At 72.0% G+C, this 18,138-nt stretch carries 19 protein-coding genes and 1 riboswitch; of the genes, 12 read left to right on the forward strand and 7 right to left on the reverse strand.

What is annotated here, in order from left to right; all coding sequences use genetic code 11:
- Positions 1-2 precede the first annotated feature (2 nt).
- The 3 genes from thiS to KV102_RS10260 all read right to left on the reverse strand — a co-directional run bounded on the left by thiS (position 3) and on the right by KV102_RS10260 (position 2,363).
- Entirely contained in the window at positions 3-203 is a 201-nt protein-coding gene (gene thiS, locus KV102_RS10250) for a sulfur carrier protein ThiS (RefSeq protein WP_220343486.1), read from the reverse strand.
- A complete protein-coding gene (thiO, locus tag KV102_RS10255) occupies positions 200-1,357 on the reverse strand; it encodes a glycine oxidase ThiO (protein ID WP_220343487.1) in 1,158 nt (385 codons plus the stop codon). Before thiO ends, thiS begins: the two co-directional genes overlap by 4 nt.
- 8 nt (positions 1,358-1,365) lie before the next feature.
- A riboswitch (TPP riboswitch) is annotated at positions 1,366-1,450 on the reverse strand.
- 22 nt (positions 1,451-1,472) lie between these two features.
- A complete protein-coding gene (locus tag KV102_RS10260; RefSeq protein ID WP_220343488.1) occupies positions 1,473-2,363 on the reverse strand; it encodes an EamA family transporter in 891 nt (296 codons plus the stop codon).
- A gap of 74 nt (positions 2,364-2,437) precedes the next feature.
- On the opposite strand from KV102_RS10260, the gene KV102_RS10265 reads away from it, so the two are divergent.
- The 3 genes from KV102_RS10265 (at position 2,438) to KV102_RS10275 (ending at position 5,955) form a co-directional block, all read left to right on the forward strand.
- Positions 2,438-3,355: a LysR family transcriptional regulator gene (locus KV102_RS10265; RefSeq protein ID WP_220346104.1), complete on the forward strand. Its 918-nt coding sequence runs from the start codon at positions 2,438-2,440 to the stop codon at positions 3,353-3,355.
- 225 nt (positions 3,356-3,580) lie between these two features.
- Positions 3,581-5,212, forward strand: coding sequence for a chaperonin GroEL (gene groL, locus KV102_RS10270; protein ID WP_220343490.1), 1,632 nt, complete (start codon positions 3,581-3,583; stop codon positions 5,210-5,212).
- Between the two features lie 83 nt (positions 5,213-5,295).
- Positions 5,296-5,955: an FMN-binding negative transcriptional regulator gene (locus KV102_RS10275; RefSeq protein WP_220346105.1), complete on the forward strand. Its 660-nt coding sequence runs from the start codon at positions 5,296-5,298 to the stop codon at positions 5,953-5,955.
- Here the strand turns inward: KV102_RS10275 and KV102_RS10280 are convergent.
- Both KV102_RS10280 and KV102_RS10285 read right to left on the reverse strand, forming a co-directional pair.
- A complete protein-coding gene (locus KV102_RS10280) occupies positions 5,910-6,782 on the reverse strand; it encodes a metallophosphoesterase (protein WP_308290292.1) in 873 nt (290 codons plus the stop codon). The two genes, KV102_RS10275 and KV102_RS10280, sit on opposite strands and share 46 nt — an antisense overlap.
- A 2-nt stretch (positions 6,783-6,784) precedes the next feature.
- Complete coding sequence (locus tag KV102_RS10285; protein ID WP_220346107.1) at positions 6,785-7,597, reverse strand: N-acetylmuramoyl-L-alanine amidase; 813 nt, start codon at positions 7,595-7,597, stop codon at positions 6,785-6,787.
- A gap of 37 nt (positions 7,598-7,634) precedes the next feature.
- On the opposite strand from KV102_RS10285, the gene KV102_RS10290 reads away from it, so the two are divergent.
- The gene (locus tag KV102_RS10290) at positions 7,635-7,772 is read left to right on the forward strand and encodes a hypothetical protein (RefSeq protein ID WP_220343494.1); all 138 of its coding nucleotides are present in this window, start codon (positions 7,635-7,637) and stop codon (positions 7,770-7,772) included.
- A 45-nt stretch (positions 7,773-7,817) separates the two neighbouring features.
- Here KV102_RS10290 and KV102_RS10295 read toward each other — a convergent pair whose 3' ends face one another.
- A complete protein-coding gene (locus KV102_RS10295; protein WP_308290293.1) occupies positions 7,818-9,080 on the reverse strand; it encodes an ArgE/DapE family deacylase in 1,263 nt (420 codons plus the stop codon).
- 57 nt (positions 9,081-9,137) lie between these two features.
- Here KV102_RS10295 and KV102_RS10300 point away from each other — a divergent pair, with 57 nt between their 5' ends.
- From KV102_RS10300 to KV102_RS10335, 8 genes are all read left to right on the forward strand, one after another.
- Positions 9,138-9,788, forward strand: a complete 651-nt coding sequence (locus KV102_RS10300) for an NTP transferase domain-containing protein (RefSeq protein ID WP_220346109.1) — start codon at positions 9,138-9,140, stop codon at positions 9,786-9,788.
- Between the two features lie 9 nt (positions 9,789-9,797).
- A complete protein-coding gene (locus KV102_RS10305; protein WP_308290294.1) occupies positions 9,798-10,679 on the forward strand; it encodes a MoxR family ATPase in 882 nt (293 codons plus the stop codon).
- A gap of 3 nt (positions 10,680-10,682) precedes the next feature.
- Positions 10,683-11,777 (forward strand): VWA domain-containing protein, encoded by a 1,095-nt coding sequence (locus KV102_RS10310; RefSeq protein WP_220346110.1) that lies wholly within the window; start codon positions 10,683-10,685, stop codon positions 11,775-11,777.
- 27 nt (positions 11,778-11,804) lie between these two features.
- Positions 11,805-12,938, forward strand: coding sequence for an XdhC/CoxI family protein (locus KV102_RS10315; protein ID WP_220346111.1), 1,134 nt, complete (start codon positions 11,805-11,807; stop codon positions 12,936-12,938).
- A 222-nt stretch (positions 12,939-13,160) separates the two neighbouring features.
- Positions 13,161-13,670: a (2Fe-2S)-binding protein gene (locus tag KV102_RS10320; RefSeq protein WP_220343499.1), complete on the forward strand. Its 510-nt coding sequence runs from the start codon at positions 13,161-13,163 to the stop codon at positions 13,668-13,670.
- The gene (locus KV102_RS10325) at positions 13,667-16,144 is read left to right on the forward strand and encodes a xanthine dehydrogenase family protein molybdopterin-binding subunit (protein ID WP_220346112.1); all 2,478 of its coding nucleotides are present in this window, start codon (positions 13,667-13,669) and stop codon (positions 16,142-16,144) included. Before KV102_RS10320 ends, KV102_RS10325 begins: the two co-directional genes overlap by 4 nt.
- Entirely contained in the window at positions 16,141-16,995 is an 855-nt protein-coding gene (locus tag KV102_RS10330) for a xanthine dehydrogenase family protein subunit M (RefSeq protein WP_220346113.1), read from the forward strand. Before KV102_RS10325 ends, KV102_RS10330 begins: the two co-directional genes overlap by 4 nt.
- Positions 16,995-17,768 carry an SRPBCC family protein gene (locus KV102_RS10335; RefSeq protein ID WP_220346114.1) on the forward strand — a complete coding sequence of 258 codons (774 nt, stop codon included), beginning with the start codon at positions 16,995-16,997 and terminating at the stop codon, positions 17,766-17,768. The genes KV102_RS10330 and KV102_RS10335 overlap by 1 nt, the downstream gene beginning before the upstream one ends.
- An 8-nt stretch (positions 17,769-17,776) precedes the next feature.
- On the opposite strand, the gene KV102_RS10340 is transcribed toward KV102_RS10335, so the two are convergent.
- Positions 17,777-18,136, reverse strand: a complete 360-nt coding sequence (locus tag KV102_RS10340) for a hypothetical protein (protein ID WP_220346115.1) — start codon at positions 18,134-18,136, stop codon at positions 17,777-17,779.
- Between the last annotated feature and the right edge of the window lie 2 nt (positions 18,137-18,138).

The following is an 18,138-nucleotide window of genomic DNA, read 5'->3' on the forward strand; positions in this document are numbered from 1 at the left end:
TCTCACCCTCCTTGGACGGCGGTGACGACGTCGACCTCGGCGCCGTCGCGGACGAGGTGGTCCTCCCATCGGGAGCGCGGCACGACGATGCCGTCGACGGCGACTGCCACGTCGGTACGTGGCAGCGCGAGCGTGCGGAGCAGCGCGAGCACCGTGAGAGGCTCGGCGAGCGCGTGGGCCTGGCCGTTGAGACGGATGGTCATCGGGCCTCCTGGAGTGTCGGCGACAGGCGAAGCGGGTCGGTGTGACCCGACCCCTCAGGTGGCGAGGACTCCTCGACGAGCGCGGTGATCACGTCGGCGGTCCAGGGCGCGAGGAGCACGCCGCCACGATGGTGCCCGGCGGCGACGAGGAGACCGGGGATGCCGGTGGCCCCGACCAGCGGCAGGTGGTCCGAGCTCGAGGGACGCAAGCCGGCTGCCGCCTCCACGAAGGCGCAGTCACGCAGCTCCGGCACGACCTCGACCGCGTCGTGAAGGAGGTCGTGCACCCCCTCCACGGTGACGGTCGTGTCGTACCCCCGCTCGAGCATGGTCGCGCCGACCACGATCTCGCCGTCGTTGCGCGGGACCAGGTAGACGGGTCGGCCGCGCACCGCGGCGCGCACCGTCCGGGCCAGCATGGGCCGGGGGGCATGCAGCCGCAGGATCTCGCCCTTGACCGGGCGCACGGCGTCGCGCAGCCACTCGGGTGCGCCCTCGGTGGTGCGTAGCCCGACACCGTTGGCGAGGACCACCACGTCGTGGCCGCGCGCGCGCCCGTCCTGCCTGGTGCGGACACGCAGCGTGTCGCCGTCTCGCACCAGGTCGACCGTGTCGTCGACGGCGGTCACGTGCCGACGCGCGCATGCCGCCAGCAGAGCAGCGAGCAGAGTGCGGTTGTGGACGCTGCGGTCACCGGGGATCTCGACGACGGCGCGCAGCGCTGGGTGCAGCGCCGGCTCCCGGGCGCGCACCTCCCGCCGGGTGAGCGGGTGGTACGGGATCGTGTGGGTGTCGAGCAGCGCGGTGACCCGCTCCTGCTCGCGGGCATCGTCCTCGGTGGCGGCGGCGAGCAGCGTGCCCTCCCCACGGACCTCCAACGCTCGCCCGGCATCGCGTTCGAGGGCGGCCGCCATGTCCGGCCACCGTGCGAGCGACGCGACGCCGACCCGCAGCAGCGCCTCCTCGCCGTACCACGCCTCACCTGCGGGGGAGAGCATCCCCGCGGCCGCCCACGAGGCCCCACGGGCGGGCGTGGGGTCGTACGTCGTGACACGGTGACCACGACGTGCGAGCGACCACGCGACGGTGAGCCCGACGACTCCACCACCGACGACGGCGACGTCGCGGCCGGCTGGCCGGTGAGAGCGCGACACTGCTCCTGCCTCCCTTCGCCGGCATGACCCGGATCAGGTTCGACGGTCGGAGCGGCATCGGCTCCCTCTCAGCCCGTGCCCGGGCTCCCGTGGGGACCTCCGCACCGTAGGCGGGCTACGACGGCGTCGTCAAGCGGGCCCGGCGCCCGCGGGTCGAGCCGAGAAGGACGCCGGCGATGACCACCGCGCCGGATGCGAGCTCGAACGGGTCGAGGCGTTCGCTCAGGAGAAGAGCGCTCGCGCTCATCCCCACCACCGGGACGAGCAGTGAGAACGGCGCGACGGTGCTCGACGGATAGCGCGTCATCAGCAGCGTCCACAGTCCCGAGCCCACGACGGTCCCGATGACGACCGTGTAGAGGAGACCCAGCACGGCGGGCACCGCCTCGGGGGTGAAGGCGGTCACGAGCGACTCTCCGACGGCTCCCGGCCCCTCGAAGAGCAGCGAGACCACCAGCATCGGGATCGGGGGGACCACCGACATCCACAGCGTGAGGTGGAGCGGGTTGGAGGGGTGCGCCTGGCGGTTCGCGAGGTTGCCGAACGCCCAGCCGAGCGCGGCCAGCAGCGTGAGCACCACGGGGAGCAGGGCTGCCGTCTGCGACCGGTGCCACGCCACGCCGGCGAGCCCGGCGATCGCGATCACGATGCCGAGAATCTGCCGGCCGCTGAGCCGTTCGCGCAGCAGGACGCCGGCGAGCACCACCGTGAAGGGCGCGGAGGCCTGGAGCACCAACGAGGCGAGTCCTGCGGGCATGCCCGCACGCATGCCTACGTACAGGAAGAAGAACTGTGCGATCCCGAAGCCTGCGCCGTACCCGATCAACCAGCGCAGCCTGACGTCCGGGCGCGGGACGAGAAGCACGGTCGGGACGGCGAGCAGCCCGAAGCGCAGCGCGACGCAGAACATCGGCGGGAAGTGCTCGAGCGAGGCGTGGATGGCGATGAAGTTCAGTCCCCAGGTGATCGCCACCAGTACGGCGAGGAGACGGTCGCGGGTGGTCACGAGAGCCAGCGTGCGCTTGCGCCTGGGTGAAGCACAATCGAATACTCCTACGACTACGATGTAGCGTTGCTTCAATGAAGGATGCTGGCATCGACGTCGACAAGCTCGCGATCGTGCGGGAGCTCGCCGAGCGGGGGAGCATCACGGCGGTCGCTGCGGCGACGTACCGGACGCCGTCGGCGGTCTCGCAGACGATCAAGGCCCTCGAGCGTGACCTCGGGACCGTCCTCGTCGAGCGTGAGGGCCGTGGGGTCAGGCTCACCGAGGCCGGCCGGCTGCTCGCCGAGGGCGCCGTCGAGATCGCCCAGGTCGTCGCGCGCACCCGGGCCCGCCTCGAGGAGTTCCGCGGCGAGGTGGCGGGCGAGGTCGCCGTGACAGCCTTCCCGAGCGGCGCCGAGATGCTGCTGGCTCCGCTCGCGCCGCGGCTCGCGACGCGTGCGCCCGGCGTGACCGTGCGGCTGAGCGACCTCGACCTCGCGGAGTACGAGGTCCGAGCGGCCACCGCCGACCACGACGTGGTCGTCGGGCACTCGGTCGTGGCGGTGCCGGACCCTGCGGCGACGGGGCTGCACGTCACGCCGCTCCTCCGTGAGCCGCTGGACGTGGCCGTGCCCCAGGATCACCGCCTCGCCGGCCGCGACCGGGTGCGACCCGAGGACCTCGTCGGAGAGCGCTGGATCGGCGTCCCTGTCGGCCATCCCTTCGACCTGCTGCTCCCCATGCTCGCCGTCGACGGACAGTCCCCTCGTGTCGAGCAACGGTTCCTCGACAACCACGTCACGGCCGCGTTCGTCGCGGCCGGGCAGGGTGTGGCGCTGCTGCCGCGGCTGTGGCGAAGAGCAGCGGAGGCACGCGGCGTCACGCTGCTCCCGCTCGACGGCGTGCGGGCGGGGCGCCACGTGTTCGCGCTCGCAAGGCCCGACCGTGCCGAACGCGCGGCTGTCCGATGCGTCCTCGACGCCCTCCTGGAGATCGCCGACGAGGCGAGATGAGGGTGTCGCCCTCGCTCGCTGCACTGGCCCACTCTTTGCACTCTCCAGGCCCGAGTGCTAGAAAGGAGAGCGTTAGCACTCGGATCATCTGAGTGCCAACGTGCCAAACGGGCCAGGACGATGAGGTCCGAAGGTCGCGGCGAGAAGGGTTCGCCGTGGACGCGGGTCGTCCGTCGCGGGCATCCCCTGGGCCATCCACCTCTACGCGGAGGAATCGCGGGAGATATGCCGAAGACCATTGCATTCAACGAGGAAGCCCGTCGCGGCCTCGAGCGCGGGATGAACATCCTCGCCGACGCCGTGAAGGTGACCCTCGGTCCCAAGGGCCGCAACGTCGTCCTCGAAAAGAAGTGGGGCGCTCCCACCATCACCAACGATGGTGTCAGCATCGCCAAGGAGATCGAGCTCGAGGATCCCTACGAGAAGATCGGCGCCGAGCTCGTCAAGGAGGTCGCCAAGAAGACCGACGACGTCGCCGGCGACGGCACCACCACCGCCACCGTGCTCGCCCAGGCGCTCGTGCGCGAGGGCCTGCGCAACGTCGCGGCCGGCGCCAACCCGATCGCGCTCAAGCGTGGCATCGAGAAGGCCGTCGAGGCCGTCAGCGCCCAGCTGCTCGGGATGGCCAAGGACGTCGAGACCAAGGAGCAGATCGCGTCCACGGCCGCGATCTCCGCTGCTGATCCGTCGGTCGGCGAGATCATCGCCGAGGCGATGGACAAGGTCGGCAAGGAAGGCGTCATCACCGTCGAGGAGAGCAACACCTTCGGGCTCGAGCTCGAGCTCACCGAGGGCATGCGCTTCGACAAGGGCTACATCTCGCAGTACTTCTACACCGATCCCGAGCGCATGGAGGCGGTGCTCGAGGATCCCTACATCCTGATCGCCAACTCCAAGATCAGCGCCGTCAAGGACCTCGTGCCGGTCCTCGAGAAGGTCATCCAGTCGGGCAAGCCGCTGCTGATCATCGCCGAGGACATCGAGGGCGAGGCGCTGGCCACCCTGATCGTCAACAAGGTCAAGGGCACGTTCAAGTCCGTCGCCGTCAAGGCTCCGGGCTTCGGCGACCGCCGCAAGGCCATGCTGACCGACATCGCCATCCTCACCGGTGGCGAGGTCATCAGCGAGGAGCTCGGTCTCAAGCTCGAGAACGCCGACATCTCGCTGCTCGGTACGGCCCGCAAGGTCGTCGTGACCAAGGACGAGACGACCATCGTCGACGGCGGTGGCTCGGAGGACCAGATCACCGGCCGGGTCAACCAGATCCGCGCCGAGATCGAGAACTCCGACTCCGACTACGACCGCGAGAAGCTGCAGGAGCGGCTGGCGAAGCTCGCCGGCGGCGTTGCGGTCATCAAGGTCGGCGCGGCCACGGAGGTCGAGCTCAAGGAGCGCAAGCACCGCATCGAGGACGCCGTTCGCAACGCGAAGGCTGCCGTCGAGGAGGGCATCGTCGCCGGTGGCGGCGTCGCGCTCGTCCAGGCGACCGCCGCGGCGTTCGAGAAGCTCGATCTCGTCGGTGACGAGGCGACCGGTGCGCAGATCGTGCGCTCCGCCTCGACCGCCCCGCTGAAGCAGATCGCGATCAACGCCGGCCTCGAGGGCGGCGTCGTGGCGGAGAAGGTCCAGGGCCTTCCCGCGGGTCACGGCCTCAACGCGGCGACCGGCGAGTACGTCGACCTCATCGCCGAGGGCATCCTCGACCCGGCCAAGGTGACCCGCTCGGCGCTGCAGAACGCAGCCTCGATCGCGGCGCTCTTCCTCACCACCGAGGCCGTCGTCGCGGACAAGCCCGAGAAGAACCCCCCGGCCATGCCGGGTGGCGACATGGGCGACATGGGCGGCATGGGCTTCTGAGCCACCCCGCCTGAGCTCACGCTCGACGCACGCGGCGCCCCGTCGGTCTCCGGACCGGCGGGGCGTCGTCGTACGGTGGGCCGGTGTACGTGCCGCGCTTCAACGCCCTCGACGACGCAGCGGCGATCGACGGCCTCATCGCCGCCGTCGGTGCCGGCGACCTCGTCACGGTGGGCGCGGACGGCATGCCGTACGCGACACGGCTGCCGCTGGTGTGGCTGCGGGAGGAGGGTCGCGTGATCGCGCACGTGGCGCTCGCCAACCCGCACTGGCGCACGATCGGCGACGGATCGCCGGCCCTGGTCGTGGTGAGCGGACCGCAGGCGTACGTCTCGCCGTCGTGGTACGCGACCAAGGCCCAGCACGGCAGGGTCGTCCCGACGTGGAACTACAGCCGCGTCGAGCTGCGCGGCACGGTGCGCGTCCGTCGTGAGACCGAGTGGATCCGCGACGCCGTCACCCGTCTCACCGACCTCCACGAGCGGTCGCGGCCCGACCCCTGGGCGGTGACCGATGCGCCCGCGCCGTTCGTGGACGGCCAGCTGCGCGGCATCGTCGGCGTCGAGGTGGCCGTGACCTCGGTCGAGGGCAAGGCCAAGCTCAGCCAGAACCGCTCGGCAGAGGATCGCGACGGTGTGGTGCACGGCCTGCGCCGCGAAGGCGACGCCGAGGCGCACGCTGTCGCGGACACGATGGATCAGTCCTCGTCGACGTCGTCCCACGAGACCGCGTCGACCAGGTAGACCTGCTCACCCGCGCGCGGGTCGCGAGCGTGCAGCGTGAGGAACACCGGGGAGAACGGCCCTCCGAGGTCGACAACCGTCGCTCCGGCGCCCAGAACCCCGCGGATCCGGTCTGGTGGGCACGTGCGGTCGTTCCTGGTGACGACACCCGGGGTCGTCCACACCGGCACGCCGTTCATGGTGCCGGAGAGCTGGAGGTGGAAGTGGCCGCACAGGACCGCTCGGACGTCCGTCCCGGCCACAGCGTCGGCGAGCAGGTCCCGGTCGCGGAGACCGTCGTTGCGCATGAAAGGCGCCCAGTCGACGTGCAGAGGCGGATGGTGGAGCGCGACGACAGACCCGTACGGCGCGGGGGTCGCGAGCTGGCCACGGAGCCACGCGACCTGACCGCCGTCCAGCTCACCGTGCACCGATCCCGGCACGAGGCTGTCGAGCGTGATCACCCGCAGGCCCCCGACGTCGCTGACCGCGGCGCGCTTGCCCGCCGACCCACCCGCGAGCCTGCCGACGTCGCGTCCGCCGGCGTCGAGGTGCCCGGACCCGAGCGCCCGCGTGAACGCGGCCCGGTCATCGTGGTTGCCCGTCGTGTAGACGTGCGGTACGCCGCGCTCGGCGGCGTACGCGCCCACCATCTCGCGGACGGCGACACATCCCTCATACGACCCGTCGTCGGCGATGTCGCCGGTGACGAGCACGAGGTCGAGGTCGGGGACGTGACGCGCGTCGTGGAGGATCCGCTCGAGCGCGCTGACGGCGTCGACGCCGTCCTCGTCGGGGCCGGTCCGGCTGACGTGGGTGTCGGAGAGGTGGAGGATCCGGTGCGCCACGGTCACCGCCTGAGATAGCGCGTGGCGGCCGCTGCAAGGGCCGTGGCGTACCGGCGCTGGCCTGCCGCGGAGCGCATCGCCCGGGCGTCGCGAGGGTTGCGCATGTTGCCGAGCTCCACCATCGCGGTCGGGATGCGGCTGAGGTTGAGCGTGCCGAGGTCGGCCCGCTTGACCAGCCCGCGCCCGCCCCCGGTGTAGGTCGAGCGCCGGAACCCCGCCCTCTGCAGCTCTGCGCGGGTGATGCGCCCCAGCCGCAGCGACCGCGCCACCGCGCCCCGCTTCTTGGTGACGATCACGTGGAAGCCGCGTCCCGACCGCGCCGCCCCGTCGCCGTGGATGCTGATCTTGAGGTCGGCCGCGCGTTCGCGGCCGCGAAAGCCCGTGTTGCCGAGCCGTCCCCGGACGTCGACGCAGGGCCCCCAGAGCTTCCGGCTGTTGCGGCTGCGGGTCATCACCACCGTCGCGCCGGCTGCGCGCAGCTCCGCGCGCAGCCGTTTGGCCACCCGCCAGGCGAACGTCGCCTCCGCGAAGCCGCTCGCGGTGGCCGTCCCCGTGGTGTTGCACGCCTTGCGCAGACCGCCGGCGTCGACGGGGCGGTTGATGCGGCGGGGGAAGCGGCTGTTGCCGAGCTGGTGCCCGGGATCGATGACGATCGTGCGACCGGCCAGCGGGCCGGCGTCGTCGGCGCTGGAACGCACTCCGGCCGCGGGACCGTCGTGGGCGGTGGACCTGGCTGGGGCACCCGTGGTCGCGGCGGCGGCGGTGCCGGACGCGGCGAGCGCGACGGCGGCGAGCAGGCAGGTGAGACGACGCATCGCACGAGGCTAACGTGCGGGCGCGTAGGCTGTCCCCATGCTTTGGCTGCTGATCATCGTCGGGGTCGTCGTGCTCGCGTACGTGTACCGGGTCCAGCTCCTGTCCAAGGTGCTCGGACAGGACCAGACGCGTGTCCGTCGGATGCTCGAGCGTCGCAAGGGCGACCGCCGCTAGTCCGCGAGCCTCCGGGCTCGCCGCCCAGCCGCTCCTCGATCCCGGTCAGCGGCACAGCCGCAGCGCCATGAGCACGTACGCGCGGGCGCACCGCATCACCTCGTCCACCGGGAGGCTCTCGTCGACGGAGTGGGCGTGGGCGATGTCCCCGGGGCCGTACTGCACCGTGGGGACCCCCGCCGCGCTGTAGAGGCGCAGGTCGGACCCGTACGGGGCTCCCGCCGCCGCTGGACGGGGCGATCCGGAAGCCTCGGCGGCGTCCTGCACGACCTCCAGGAGCGGGTGGAGATCAGGAAGCCGCCCCGGGGCGAACGTGCCGCCGGGGAACGACACCGTCGCCGGGTTGTCCCGGAGCCAGAGGTCGCCGTTCGACGCTCCCGCGACCGCGGCACGCAGGGCGGACTGGGCGGCGGCGACGGACTCGCCGGGGCGTACGCCGTAGCGGCCCTCGACGATGCACAGATCGGGGACCGTGCTCGCCCAGTCGCCGGCCTGCACCGTCCCGATCGAGATCGGGAACGGGACCGGCAGATGCGCGAAGCGCTCCCCGACGTCAGTGTTGCGCTGATCCTCCAGCGTCCTCAGCACGGCGCGGACGGTGTCGAGCGCATCCAGGGCGCTGATGCCGCTCGTGCGCATCGATCCGTGCGCAGCGCGTCCACGGACCACCATCCGGAACGTCAGGGCCCCGGCGTTGTCGGTGACGACCGTCCCCGCGGTCGGCTCGGCGATCACGCAGGCGTCGGCGGTGTGGCCGCGGCGGAGAGTGGCGTAGGCGCCGAGACCGCCGTCCTCCTCCCCGACGACGGTGTGGATCGCGAGCGGACGGCGGAGGCTCACCCCGCTGGCACGGATCGCGTGCACCGCCCCCAGGATCGCGGCGACACCGCCGAGCATGTCGCACGCGCCCCGTCCGTACCAACGCCCTCCCTGTTCACGCAGGGTGAACGGGTCGTTGTCCGACCAGAGGCCTGAGTCGCCGGGTGGCACGACGTCGATGTGGCCCGACAGCGCCAGCGCAGGCACGCCGGCGTCCTCGCCGGGGACGACCCCGACGGTGCCCCAGGCCTCGGCGCGTTCGACCTCCATGCCGGGGAAGTCCGGCTCCTGGCGCAGAGTCGGCAGGTCGATCTCCCAGTGGTCGACGTCGGCGCCCAGGTCACCGAGCCGGTCGGCGCACCAGTGGCTGGCGGCGACCTCGCCGAGCGATCCGTCGAGCGGTGCGAGTGCGACGAGGGACGTGAGGTCGGCGGCGATCTGCTCTTCGTCGAGGTGGTCGAGGACGTCGCGGGGGTCCAGAGCGGTCACGACCTCAGTGTGCGTCATGACCCACCCCGACCGCGGCGGGATGGCAGGATCGCGGGCATGGTCGGACCGCGCAGGGTGCACGCCCACGTACGGGGCGTGGTCCTCGCCGCCGGCGAGGGGCGTCGGATGGGGATGCCGAAGGCGCTCGTCCGCACGGCGGACGGCCGGACGTGGTTGGGTCGGACGCTCGACGCGCTGGCCGACGGCGGGTGCGACGACCTCGTCGCGGTCGTCGGGGCCCGAGCGGTGCACGTCCAGGCAGAGCTCCGTACGGCCGGCGAGATCTCGCCCGGGCGTCGCCGCGGAGGCGGTCCAGAGGTGCTCGTGGCCACGGACTGGCGTGAGGGGATGGGGGCGTCGCTCCGAGCGGTGCTCGAGCAAGGACCTGGTGACGGGTCCGTCGACGCTGTCCTCGTGATGCTCGTCGACCTTCCCGACGTCGGCCCCGACGTCGTACGCCGCGTCCTCGACCACGTCGACGGGGCGGAGGCCCGGGGTGCCGTCCTCGCCCGCGCGACGTACGACGGGCGACCGGGGCACCCCGTGCTGATCGGGCGCGACCACTGGGGCCCGATGGCGGCGACGCTCTCCGGCGACGACGGCGGCCGCCACTACCTGGCCGAGCACGGCGCGACCCTGATCGAGTGCGGTGATCTCGCGACCGGGCGGGACCAGGACACGCCCACCCGTACGCCCGGACCGGAATAGGGTGATGGCGTGAAGCAGCCTCGAAGCAGCGACGAGCTCGGGCGCGACCTCGGTGAGGTCGGCTACCTCGCCGACGAAGGGCTTGCGACCATCGCATACCTCGCCCTGACCATGCAGCGGCCGCTCCTCCTCGAGGGCGAGCCAGGGACGGGCAAGACCGCGCTCGCCGAGGCGCTCGCCCGCGCGTACGGCCTCCCGCTGATCCGGCTGCAGTGCTACGAGGGGATCGACGCCACCCAGGCGCTCTACGACTGGGACTTCCCTCGGCAGATCCTCCACCTGCGCACGGTGGAGGCCACGGCCGACCGGTCGCAGGTCGATGCGGAGTCCGTCGAGCAGTCACTGTTCGACGAGCGCTTCCTCCTCGCGCGGCCGATCCTCCGGGCGCTGCGGGAGGCGCCCGCCGTCCTGCTGGTCGACGAGATCGACCGTGCCGACGACGAGTTCGAGGCGTTCCTCCTCGAGGTGCTGTCGACGAACCAGGTGACGATCCCCGAGCTCGGGACCGTGCGGGCGACCGTTCCGCCGATCGTCGTGCTGACGTCCAACCGGACCCGCGAGCTCCACGACGCCCTCAAGCGCCGCTGCCTCTACCACTGGATCGAGCACCCGGCCCTGGCCCGCGAGATCGAGATCGTCCGTACCCGGATGCCCGAGGTCTCCCAGCGCCTCGCCGAGCAGGTCGCCGGCGTGGTCTCCGACCTCCGCTCCCGAGGTGACCTGCTCAAGCCGCCGGGCGTGGCCGAGACGCTCGACTGGACGGCAGCCCTGGTGCGGCTCGAGTGCGACGACCTGGACCTCGAGACCGCAGCCGCCACGATCGGCGCGGTGTGCAAGTACCGCGAGGACATCGACCGCGTCCGCGACGCGCTCTCGTCGATGCTGGCCTGAGCCGTGTCCGACGTCGCGATCTTCGCCGGCTTCGCGAAGGCGCTGCGGGAGGCCGGGGCCGGTGTGACCGCGGACCGGACCCGCACGTTCCTGGAGGCGGTGAGCCTCGTCGGTCCCGACCGGCGCCGTGACGTCTACTGGGCCGGCCGCGCGACGCTCTGCGCCGAGCCAGACGACCTGGCGACGTACGACGCCGTCTTCGCGAGCTGGTTCTCAGCCGAGGAGCCGAGAGCGCGGCCGCGCAGCCGGCAGGACCGGCAGGTCGTCGTGCAGGCGGGTCTCGACGAGGCGCCGAGGGGGTCGGCGGAGGCGGGCGACGACCAGCAGGTTGCCATGCTCGCGAGCGTGACCGAGACGCTGCGCCACCGTGATGTCGCCTCGCTGTCGGTCGGCGAGCGCGCGGTCGTGGCGCGGATGTTCGCGGGGCTCGACGTGACGGTGCCGAGGCGCCGCAGCCCTCGCCGTACGCCTCGCCGGCACGGAGACCTCGATCCGACCCGGACGCTGCGAGACCAGCTCCGCAGGGCGGGAGAGCCCGGCCCGCTGCGCTTCCGCGCGCCCCGCCGCAGACCCCGCCGCGTGGTGATGCTCGTTGACGTCTCCGGCTCGATGAGCGCCTATGCCGACAGCCTCCTTCGGCTGGCGCACCGGCTGGCCGCCGCGTCGCCGAGGCAGGTCGAGGTGTTCACGCTCGGCACTCGGCTGACCCGCGTGACTGCTGCGATGCGGCTGCGCGACCCCGAGGACGCGCTCGCCGCCGCCGGGGCGACCGTGCCGGACTGGTCGGGCGGGACTCGGCTCGGTGAGGTGCTGCGTGCCTTCGTCGACCGGTGGGGGCAGAGAGGTATGGCGCGGGGGGCGGTCGTCGTGATCGCGTCGGACGGGTGGGAGCGGGGTGACCCGGTGCTGCTCGGTGACCAGGTCGCGCGCCTGCAACGGCTCGCGCACCGCGTGCTCTGGGCCAACCCGCACCGTGGCCGCGCCGGCTATGCGCCGGTGCAGGGCGGGATCGCCGCGGTCCACCCGCACCTGGACGCGCTGGTGGCCGGTCACTCGGTCGCGGCGTTCCAGGCGCTCCTCGACGAGGTGGGACGCTGAGGTCGTGCACCGCGTAGCGTGGATCACATGCGCGACGTGCTCGATGAGCTGATGGAGACGTGGAAGGCGGGAGAGACCGCCGGGGTGGCCACCGTGGTGCAGACCTTCCGGTCCGCGCCTCGTCCGGCCGGTGCGTCGATGGTCGTTGCGCCCGACGCCAGCGCGTACGGCTCGGTGTCGGGTGGCTGCGTCGAGGGCGCGGTCTACGAGCTCGCGCAGGAGGTCGTGGTCGCGGGGGAGGCGGTGCTGCACCGCTACGGCGTCAGCGACGACGACGCGTTCGCGGTCGGTCTCACCTGCGGCGGCATCCTCGACGTCTTCGTGGAGCCGGTCTCGAAGACGACGTTCCCCGAGCTCGGCGACGTCGCGGCCGACATCGAGGCGGGCACCCCTGTCGCGGTGGCGACCGTGATCGCCCATCCCGACACCACGTGGGTGGGGCGCCGCCTGGTCGTCCGACCTGAGGGGACGACGGGTGGTCTGGGGTCCGACCGGGCCGACGCCGCGGTCGCCGACGACGTCCGCGGGCTGCTCGCCGCGGGTCGGACGGCGACCTTGACGTACGGCCCTCACGGTGAACGCCGCGGAGAGGGGATGCGCGTCTTCGTGGCCTCGTACGCTCCGAAGCCGCGGATGCTCGTCTTCGGTGCGATCGACTTCGCGGCGGCCGTCGCGCGGCAGGGGGCCTTCCTCGGCTATCAGGTGACCGTGTGCGACGCCCGGCCGGTGTTCGCCACCGCGGCACGCTTCCCCGACGCTCACGAGGTCGTCGTGTCCTGGCCCCACAAGTACCTCGCGAAACAGGTCGAGGCCGGTCTCGTCGACGAGCGCACCGTCATCTGCCTGCTCACCCACGACCCGAAGTTCGACGTGCCGCTGCTCGAGCTGGCCCTGCGTCTCGAGCCGCCGCACCGCCCGGCCTTCGTCGGAGCGATGGGGTCGCGGCGGACTCACGAGGACCGGCTCGCGAGGCTGCGCGAGGTGGGCGTGGGGGAGAGCGAGATCGCGCGGCTCTCCAGCCCCATCGGGCTCGACCTCGGCGCTCGTACGCCGGAGGAGACGGCCGTCTCGATCGCGGCCGAGATCATCGCCCTCCAGTGGGGCGGGCACGGCGACCGGCTGAGCGAGCGCGACGGGCGCATCCACCACGAGGCGGACTGACCTCCCCGTTTGAGGTGCTCGCACCTCGTCCGTACGGATCACACCTCGTATTCGCGGTGCGGTCGCGACCTCTGGGGTGCGAGCACCTCAAACGGAGGAGGTCCCGTGGCCGGGTGCGAGAGGCGAGTCCACGACATCGCATTGTGATCCACGTCACTCCGGTGTAGGAAAGGCTTCAACCAGCACGGGTGAGCCTGCCGCCGACCGAGTGGAGTCCAGTCCATGGCAAAGAAGCCGATCACCGTCACCGTCGACGGAGTGTCCTGCACCGACGACGTCGAACCCCGAACCCTCCTCGTCCAGTACCTTCGCGACCAGCTCGGCAAGACCGGGACGCTCGTCGGCTGCGACACCACCAACTGCGGCGCGTGCACCGTCCACCTCGATGGTCGCAGCGTGAAGTCGTGCACGATGTTCGCCGTCCAGGCCGACGGCCACGAGGTGACGACGATCGAGGGGATCGCCTCGGACGACGGGGCGCTCCATCCGATGCAGCAGGCCTTCCACGACTCGCACGCGCTGCAGTGCGGGTTCTGCACCCCCGGCATGATCATGCAGTCCCTCGACATCGTCACCGAGCACCCCGACCCGGACGAGGCGACGGTGCGGGAGAACCTCGAGGGCAACCTCTGCCGCTGCACGGGCTACCAGAACATCGTCAAGGCGGTGCAGGCCGGCGCGCGGCAGATGGCCGGTGGCACGCCGGACGCGACCGAGGCGGGTGCGGCATGACCGTCACGGAGATCGGCAGCCCTCGCAAGCGCAAGGAAGACCAGCGCCTCATCACCGGGCGCTCGCGCTACACCGACAACATGGTGCTGCCGGGCATGCTGCACCTCGCCGCCGTACGCAGCCCGTTCGCGCACGCGCGCATCACCGGGGTCGACACGTCCGCGGCCGTCACCGCGCCCGGCGTCGTCACCGTGCTCACCGGCGCCGACGTGGCCGAGACCCAGGGCAGCCTGCCCAACGCGTGGCCCATCACGCCCGACCAGGTTGCGCCGCCGCACCCCGCCATCGCCGTGGACCGGGTGACCTTCGCCGGCGAGATCGTCGCGGTCGTCGTCGCGCGGTCGCGGCACGAGGCCCAGGACGCCGCCGACCTGGTCGACGTCGACTACGACGAGCTGCCGGTGGTCCTCGACCTGGAAGAGGCCGAGAAGGACGACGTCCTAGCGCACCCCGACCTCGGCACCAACCGGTCGGCCTTCTGGGTCTTCGACTCCGCCGAGGCCGGGACGGGCGGCGACGTGGAGGACGCGCTCGCCGCCGCCGGCGCCGACGACCAGATCCTCCTCGAGCGGACCTACTACCAGCAGCGTCTGATCCCGGCGTTCATGGAGCCGCGCTCCACCGTCGTCGACCCGACCGCGGACCAGATCACGATGTGGTCGTCGACGCAGGTGCCGCACATCCTCCGTCTCATGCTCGCCCTCACGCTGGGCATCCCCGAGTCCAAGGTTCGGGTGATCGCGCCGGACGTGGGCGGCGGGTTCGGCGGCAAGCTGCAGGTGACTCCTGAGGAGGTCATCACCATGCTGGCCGCACGGCGGACCGGCAAGCCGTGCAAGTTCACCGAGACCCGCTCGGAGTCCCTCATGGCCGCCCACCACGGACGTGGGCAGGTGCAGCGGCTGGCGCTGTCCGCTCGCCGTGACGGCACGGTCACAGGTCTCAAGGTCCAGCTCCTCGCCGACATGGGGTCCTACCTCGGTCTCGTCACCTCAGGTGTCCCGATCCTGGGCGCGTTCATGTTCCCGGCGATCTACAAGTTCCCGTCGTACCGGTTCGAGTGCACCAACCTCTTCACCAACAAGGCGTGGACCGACGCCTACCGCGGCGCGGGGAGACCGGAGGCGACCTTCGCGATCGAGCGTCTGATGGACGACCTGGCCGCCGAGCTCGACATGGACCCGATCGAGCTGCGCCGCAAGAACTGGATCGCCCACGAGGAGTTCCCGTTCACGACCGTCTGCGGGCTGGAGTACGACACCGGCAACTACGAGGCGGCGACCGCGCGGGCGCTCGAGCTCTTCGGGTACGACGAGCTGCGAGCCGAGCAGAGGCGTCGCCGCGACGACGGTGACCCGGTCCAGCTCGGGATCGGTGTCTCGACGTTCACGGAGATGTGCGGCCTCGCTCCGTCGCGGGTCCTCGGGTCGTTGGACTACGGCGCGGGCGGCTGGGAGTACGCGCAGGTCCGGATGCTGCCGACCGGCAACGTGGAGGTCGTGACCGGGGTCAGCGCGCACGGCCAGGGCCACGAGACGGCGTGGAGCCAGATCGTCGCCGACCGGCTCGGCGTGCCGTTCGACGACGTCCAGGTGCTCCACGGCGACACGGCGATCGCCCAGCGCGGGCTCGACACGTACGGCTCCCGCTCGCTCGCCGTCGGGGGCATGGCCGTGGTCGCCGCCGCCGACAAGGTGATCGCGAAGGCCAGGGTCATCGCGGCCCACATGCTCGAGGCCGCCGACGATGACCTCGAGTTCACCGACGGGAGATTCACGGTGCGGGGCACGGACCAGGGGGTCGCCCTCGGTGACGTCGCGCTCGCGACGTTCGCGGCCCACGACCTGCCCGACGGGGTGGAGCCCAGCCTGGACTCCGACGCGACCTTCGACCCGGAGAACTTCTCGTTCCCGCACGGCACCCACCTGGCCGCGATGGAGGTCGACACCGAGACCGGGCAGGTCACACTCCGCTCGTACGTCTGCGTCGACGACGTCGGCACCGTGATCAACCCGTTGATCGTCGAGGGGCAGATCCACGGTGGGCTCGTCCAGGGCATCGCCCAGGCGCTCTTCGAGGAAGCCGTCCACGACGAGTCCGGGACGCTCGTGACGGGATCCTTCGTGGACTACCTGGTCCCGAGCGCGGCCGACGTGCCGTCGTTCATCACCGATCGCACCGAGACCGCGTCGACGACGAACGTCCTGGGGGTCAAGGGCGTCGGTGAGGCGGGGACCATCGCCTCGACGCCGGCGATCGTCAACGGGGTCATCGACGCCGTGCGACATCTCGGAGTCGATGACATCCTCATGCCATGCTCGCCCGGCCGTGTCTGGGCGGCGCTGCAGGGCGCGGACAAGGGCCGGGGGGCCGAAGCCGCCGTACCGACGGTGAACAGCCCCGAGGTCGCCGACCGCGACATCGCGTCGACCGGCGCGGTCCAGACGGGTACGGACCAGGGGGAGCAGCAGTGATTCCGACAGCTTTCGAGTACGAGTCGCCGACTACCGTCGAGGATGCACTGAGGCTCCTTGCCGAGGGAGGTGAGGACGTCAAGGTCCTCGCCGGGGGCCAGAGCCTCATCCCGGTCCTCAAGCTCCGCCTCGCCGGGCCCGAGCTCATCGTCGACCTCGGCCGCATCGAAGGGCTGCGCGGCGTCCGCGAGGACGGGGACGCGCTGGTCATCGGGGCGACCACACCGCACCACGAGGTGGCGACGAGCGCCCTGGTGCGTGAGCACGCGGCGCTGCTGGTCGAGGCTGCGGGCACGGTCGCCGACCCGCAGGTGCGTCATCGTGGCACCTTCGGGGGCGCCCTGGTGCACGCCGACCCCGCGGGCGACCTGCCCGCGCCGGCGCTCGCGCTCGGGGCATCGTTCGAGATCGCCGGGCCCGCCGGCGTCCGTACGGTCGCCGCGGAGGACTTCTTCGTCGACCTGTTCACCACCGCGGTCGGTGAGGACGAGATCCTCACCGCCGTGCGGGTGCCGAAGCGGACCGGCTGGACCGCGGCCTACGAGAAGTTCGTCCGGGTGGCCCAGCAGTGGTCGATCGTGGCCGTCGCCGCGACCGTCCGTGTCGAGGACGGCGTCATCACCGATGCCCGCCTCGGGCTCACCAACATGGGTTCGACGCCTATCCGCCCCGCGGCCGTGGAGCAGAACCTGGTCGGGCTCGCCCCCGTGGGCGGGGCGGTCGAGGGCGCCGTCGCCGACGTTGCCGCAGGCACGACACCACCCGACGACCTCAACGGGACGGCGGACTACCGTCGCCACCTCGCGCGCGTCCTGGCCCGTCGGGCCGTGGTGCGGGCAGCTGGTGCCTGATGGAGCTCACCCACACCTTCTCCGTCCCGGCGCCGATCGAGACCACCTGGGCGGCGTTCAACGACCCCGAGTCGATCGCTCCGTGCATGCCGGGCGCCGTCGTCACGGTGGTCGACGACAACGACTTCACGGGCACGATCAAGATCAAGCTGGGGCCGATCTCGCTGGTCTATGCCGGTTCGGGGACGTACATCGAGCGCGACGAGGCCGGCCGCCGGGTCGTGATCGACGCGAAGGGCAAGGACAAGCGCGGTCAGGGTACGGCGGGGGCGAAGGTGACGGCCCGGCTCGTGCAGGAGGGCGGGGGGACGCGGGTCGAGGTGCGCACCGACCTCGCGATCACCGGCAAACCGGCGCAGTTCGGTCGCGGCGTCATCCAGGACGTGAGCGACAAGCTGTTGTCGCAGTTCGTCGGGTGCATCAGTGACAGCCTCTCGGCGGGCTCGACCCCTTCTGCGGAGCGCGGGCCGGGGCTGGAGGGCGTGGAGACCGCCCAGACGCCGGCCGAGGTCGAGGAGGCGGACGTGGTCGAGGGTGGACGGCATGCCGCGTCGGTGCGCGAGCCCGCCGCGACTCCGTCGTCAGACGTCTCGTCCGGTGGTGCCTCGTCCGGGACGGCGAGCAGCCCTCACGGAGATCCTCTCGAGTCGGCGGCCGAGCTCGACCTGGGGTCGACCGTGGTCCCCGTGCTCGCCCGTCGCTACGGGCCGGCGGTGGCCGTCGGCACGGTCGCCCTGGCGCTCGCCTGGTGGCTGGTGCGCCGCAGGCGCTGACTCGGCGCTCAGCCGGTCGACTGGTCGAGCGCTCGCAGCGCCCCGACCGGTGCGACCTCGAGGCCGGACTCGGTGCACACCCAACGAGGGTCCTCGCCGAGCTCCGGCTCGACCCCGAGGCTGTGCTCGGGGCCTGGCCCGCAGGCGCGGCAGCGGGGCCACCGGCTGCCCGCGTCGAAGAGGGCGTCCTGGACGTCCTGGGCGATGAGGCCGGCGAGGAACGGTGCACCATCCGGCCACTGGGCGACCCACCAGCCACGCTGGCTGAGCGCCTCCTCCAGGAGGGAGACCGCCGAGGCGTCGGCCATGCGGTACGCGGCGAGGTCGTGCAGCACGCGGGCCCGCGCCTCGAGGAGGAACTCCGTCACGG

This window comes from Mumia sp. zg.B53 (assembly GCF_019550935.1).
Lineage (GTDB): Bacteria > Actinomycetota > Actinomycetes > Propionibacteriales > Nocardioidaceae > Mumia.

Coding starts and splice junctions, on each gene's coding strand:
- thiS (WP_220343486.1), bottom strand. CDS start 203: ATGACCATCCGTCTCAACGGCCAGGCCCACGCGCTCGCCGAGCCTCTC.
- KV102_RS10265 (WP_220346104.1), top strand. CDS start 2,438: ATGAAGGATGCTGGCATCGACGTCGACAAGCTCGCGATCGTGCGGGAG.
- groL (WP_220343490.1), top strand. CDS start 3,581: ATGCCGAAGACCATTGCATTCAACGAGGAAGCCCGTCGCGGCCTCGAG.
- KV102_RS10285 (WP_220346107.1), bottom strand. CDS start 7,597: ATGCGTCGTCTCACCTGCCTGCTCGCCGCCGTCGCGCTCGCCGCGTCC.
- KV102_RS10290 (WP_220343494.1), top strand. CDS start 7,635: ATGCTTTGGCTGCTGATCATCGTCGGGGTCGTCGTGCTCGCGTACGTG.
- KV102_RS10300 (WP_220346109.1), top strand. CDS start 9,138: ATGGTCGGACCGCGCAGGGTGCACGCCCACGTACGGGGCGTGGTCCTC.
- KV102_RS10315 (WP_220346111.1), top strand. CDS start 11,805: ATGCGCGACGTGCTCGATGAGCTGATGGAGACGTGGAAGGCGGGAGAG.
- KV102_RS10320 (WP_220343499.1), top strand. CDS start 13,161: ATGGCAAAGAAGCCGATCACCGTCACCGTCGACGGAGTGTCCTGCACC.
- KV102_RS10325 (WP_220346112.1), top strand. CDS start 13,667: ATGACCGTCACGGAGATCGGCAGCCCTCGCAAGCGCAAGGAAGACCAG.
- KV102_RS10335 (WP_220346114.1), top strand. CDS start 16,995: ATGGAGCTCACCCACACCTTCTCCGTCCCGGCGCCGATCGAGACCACC.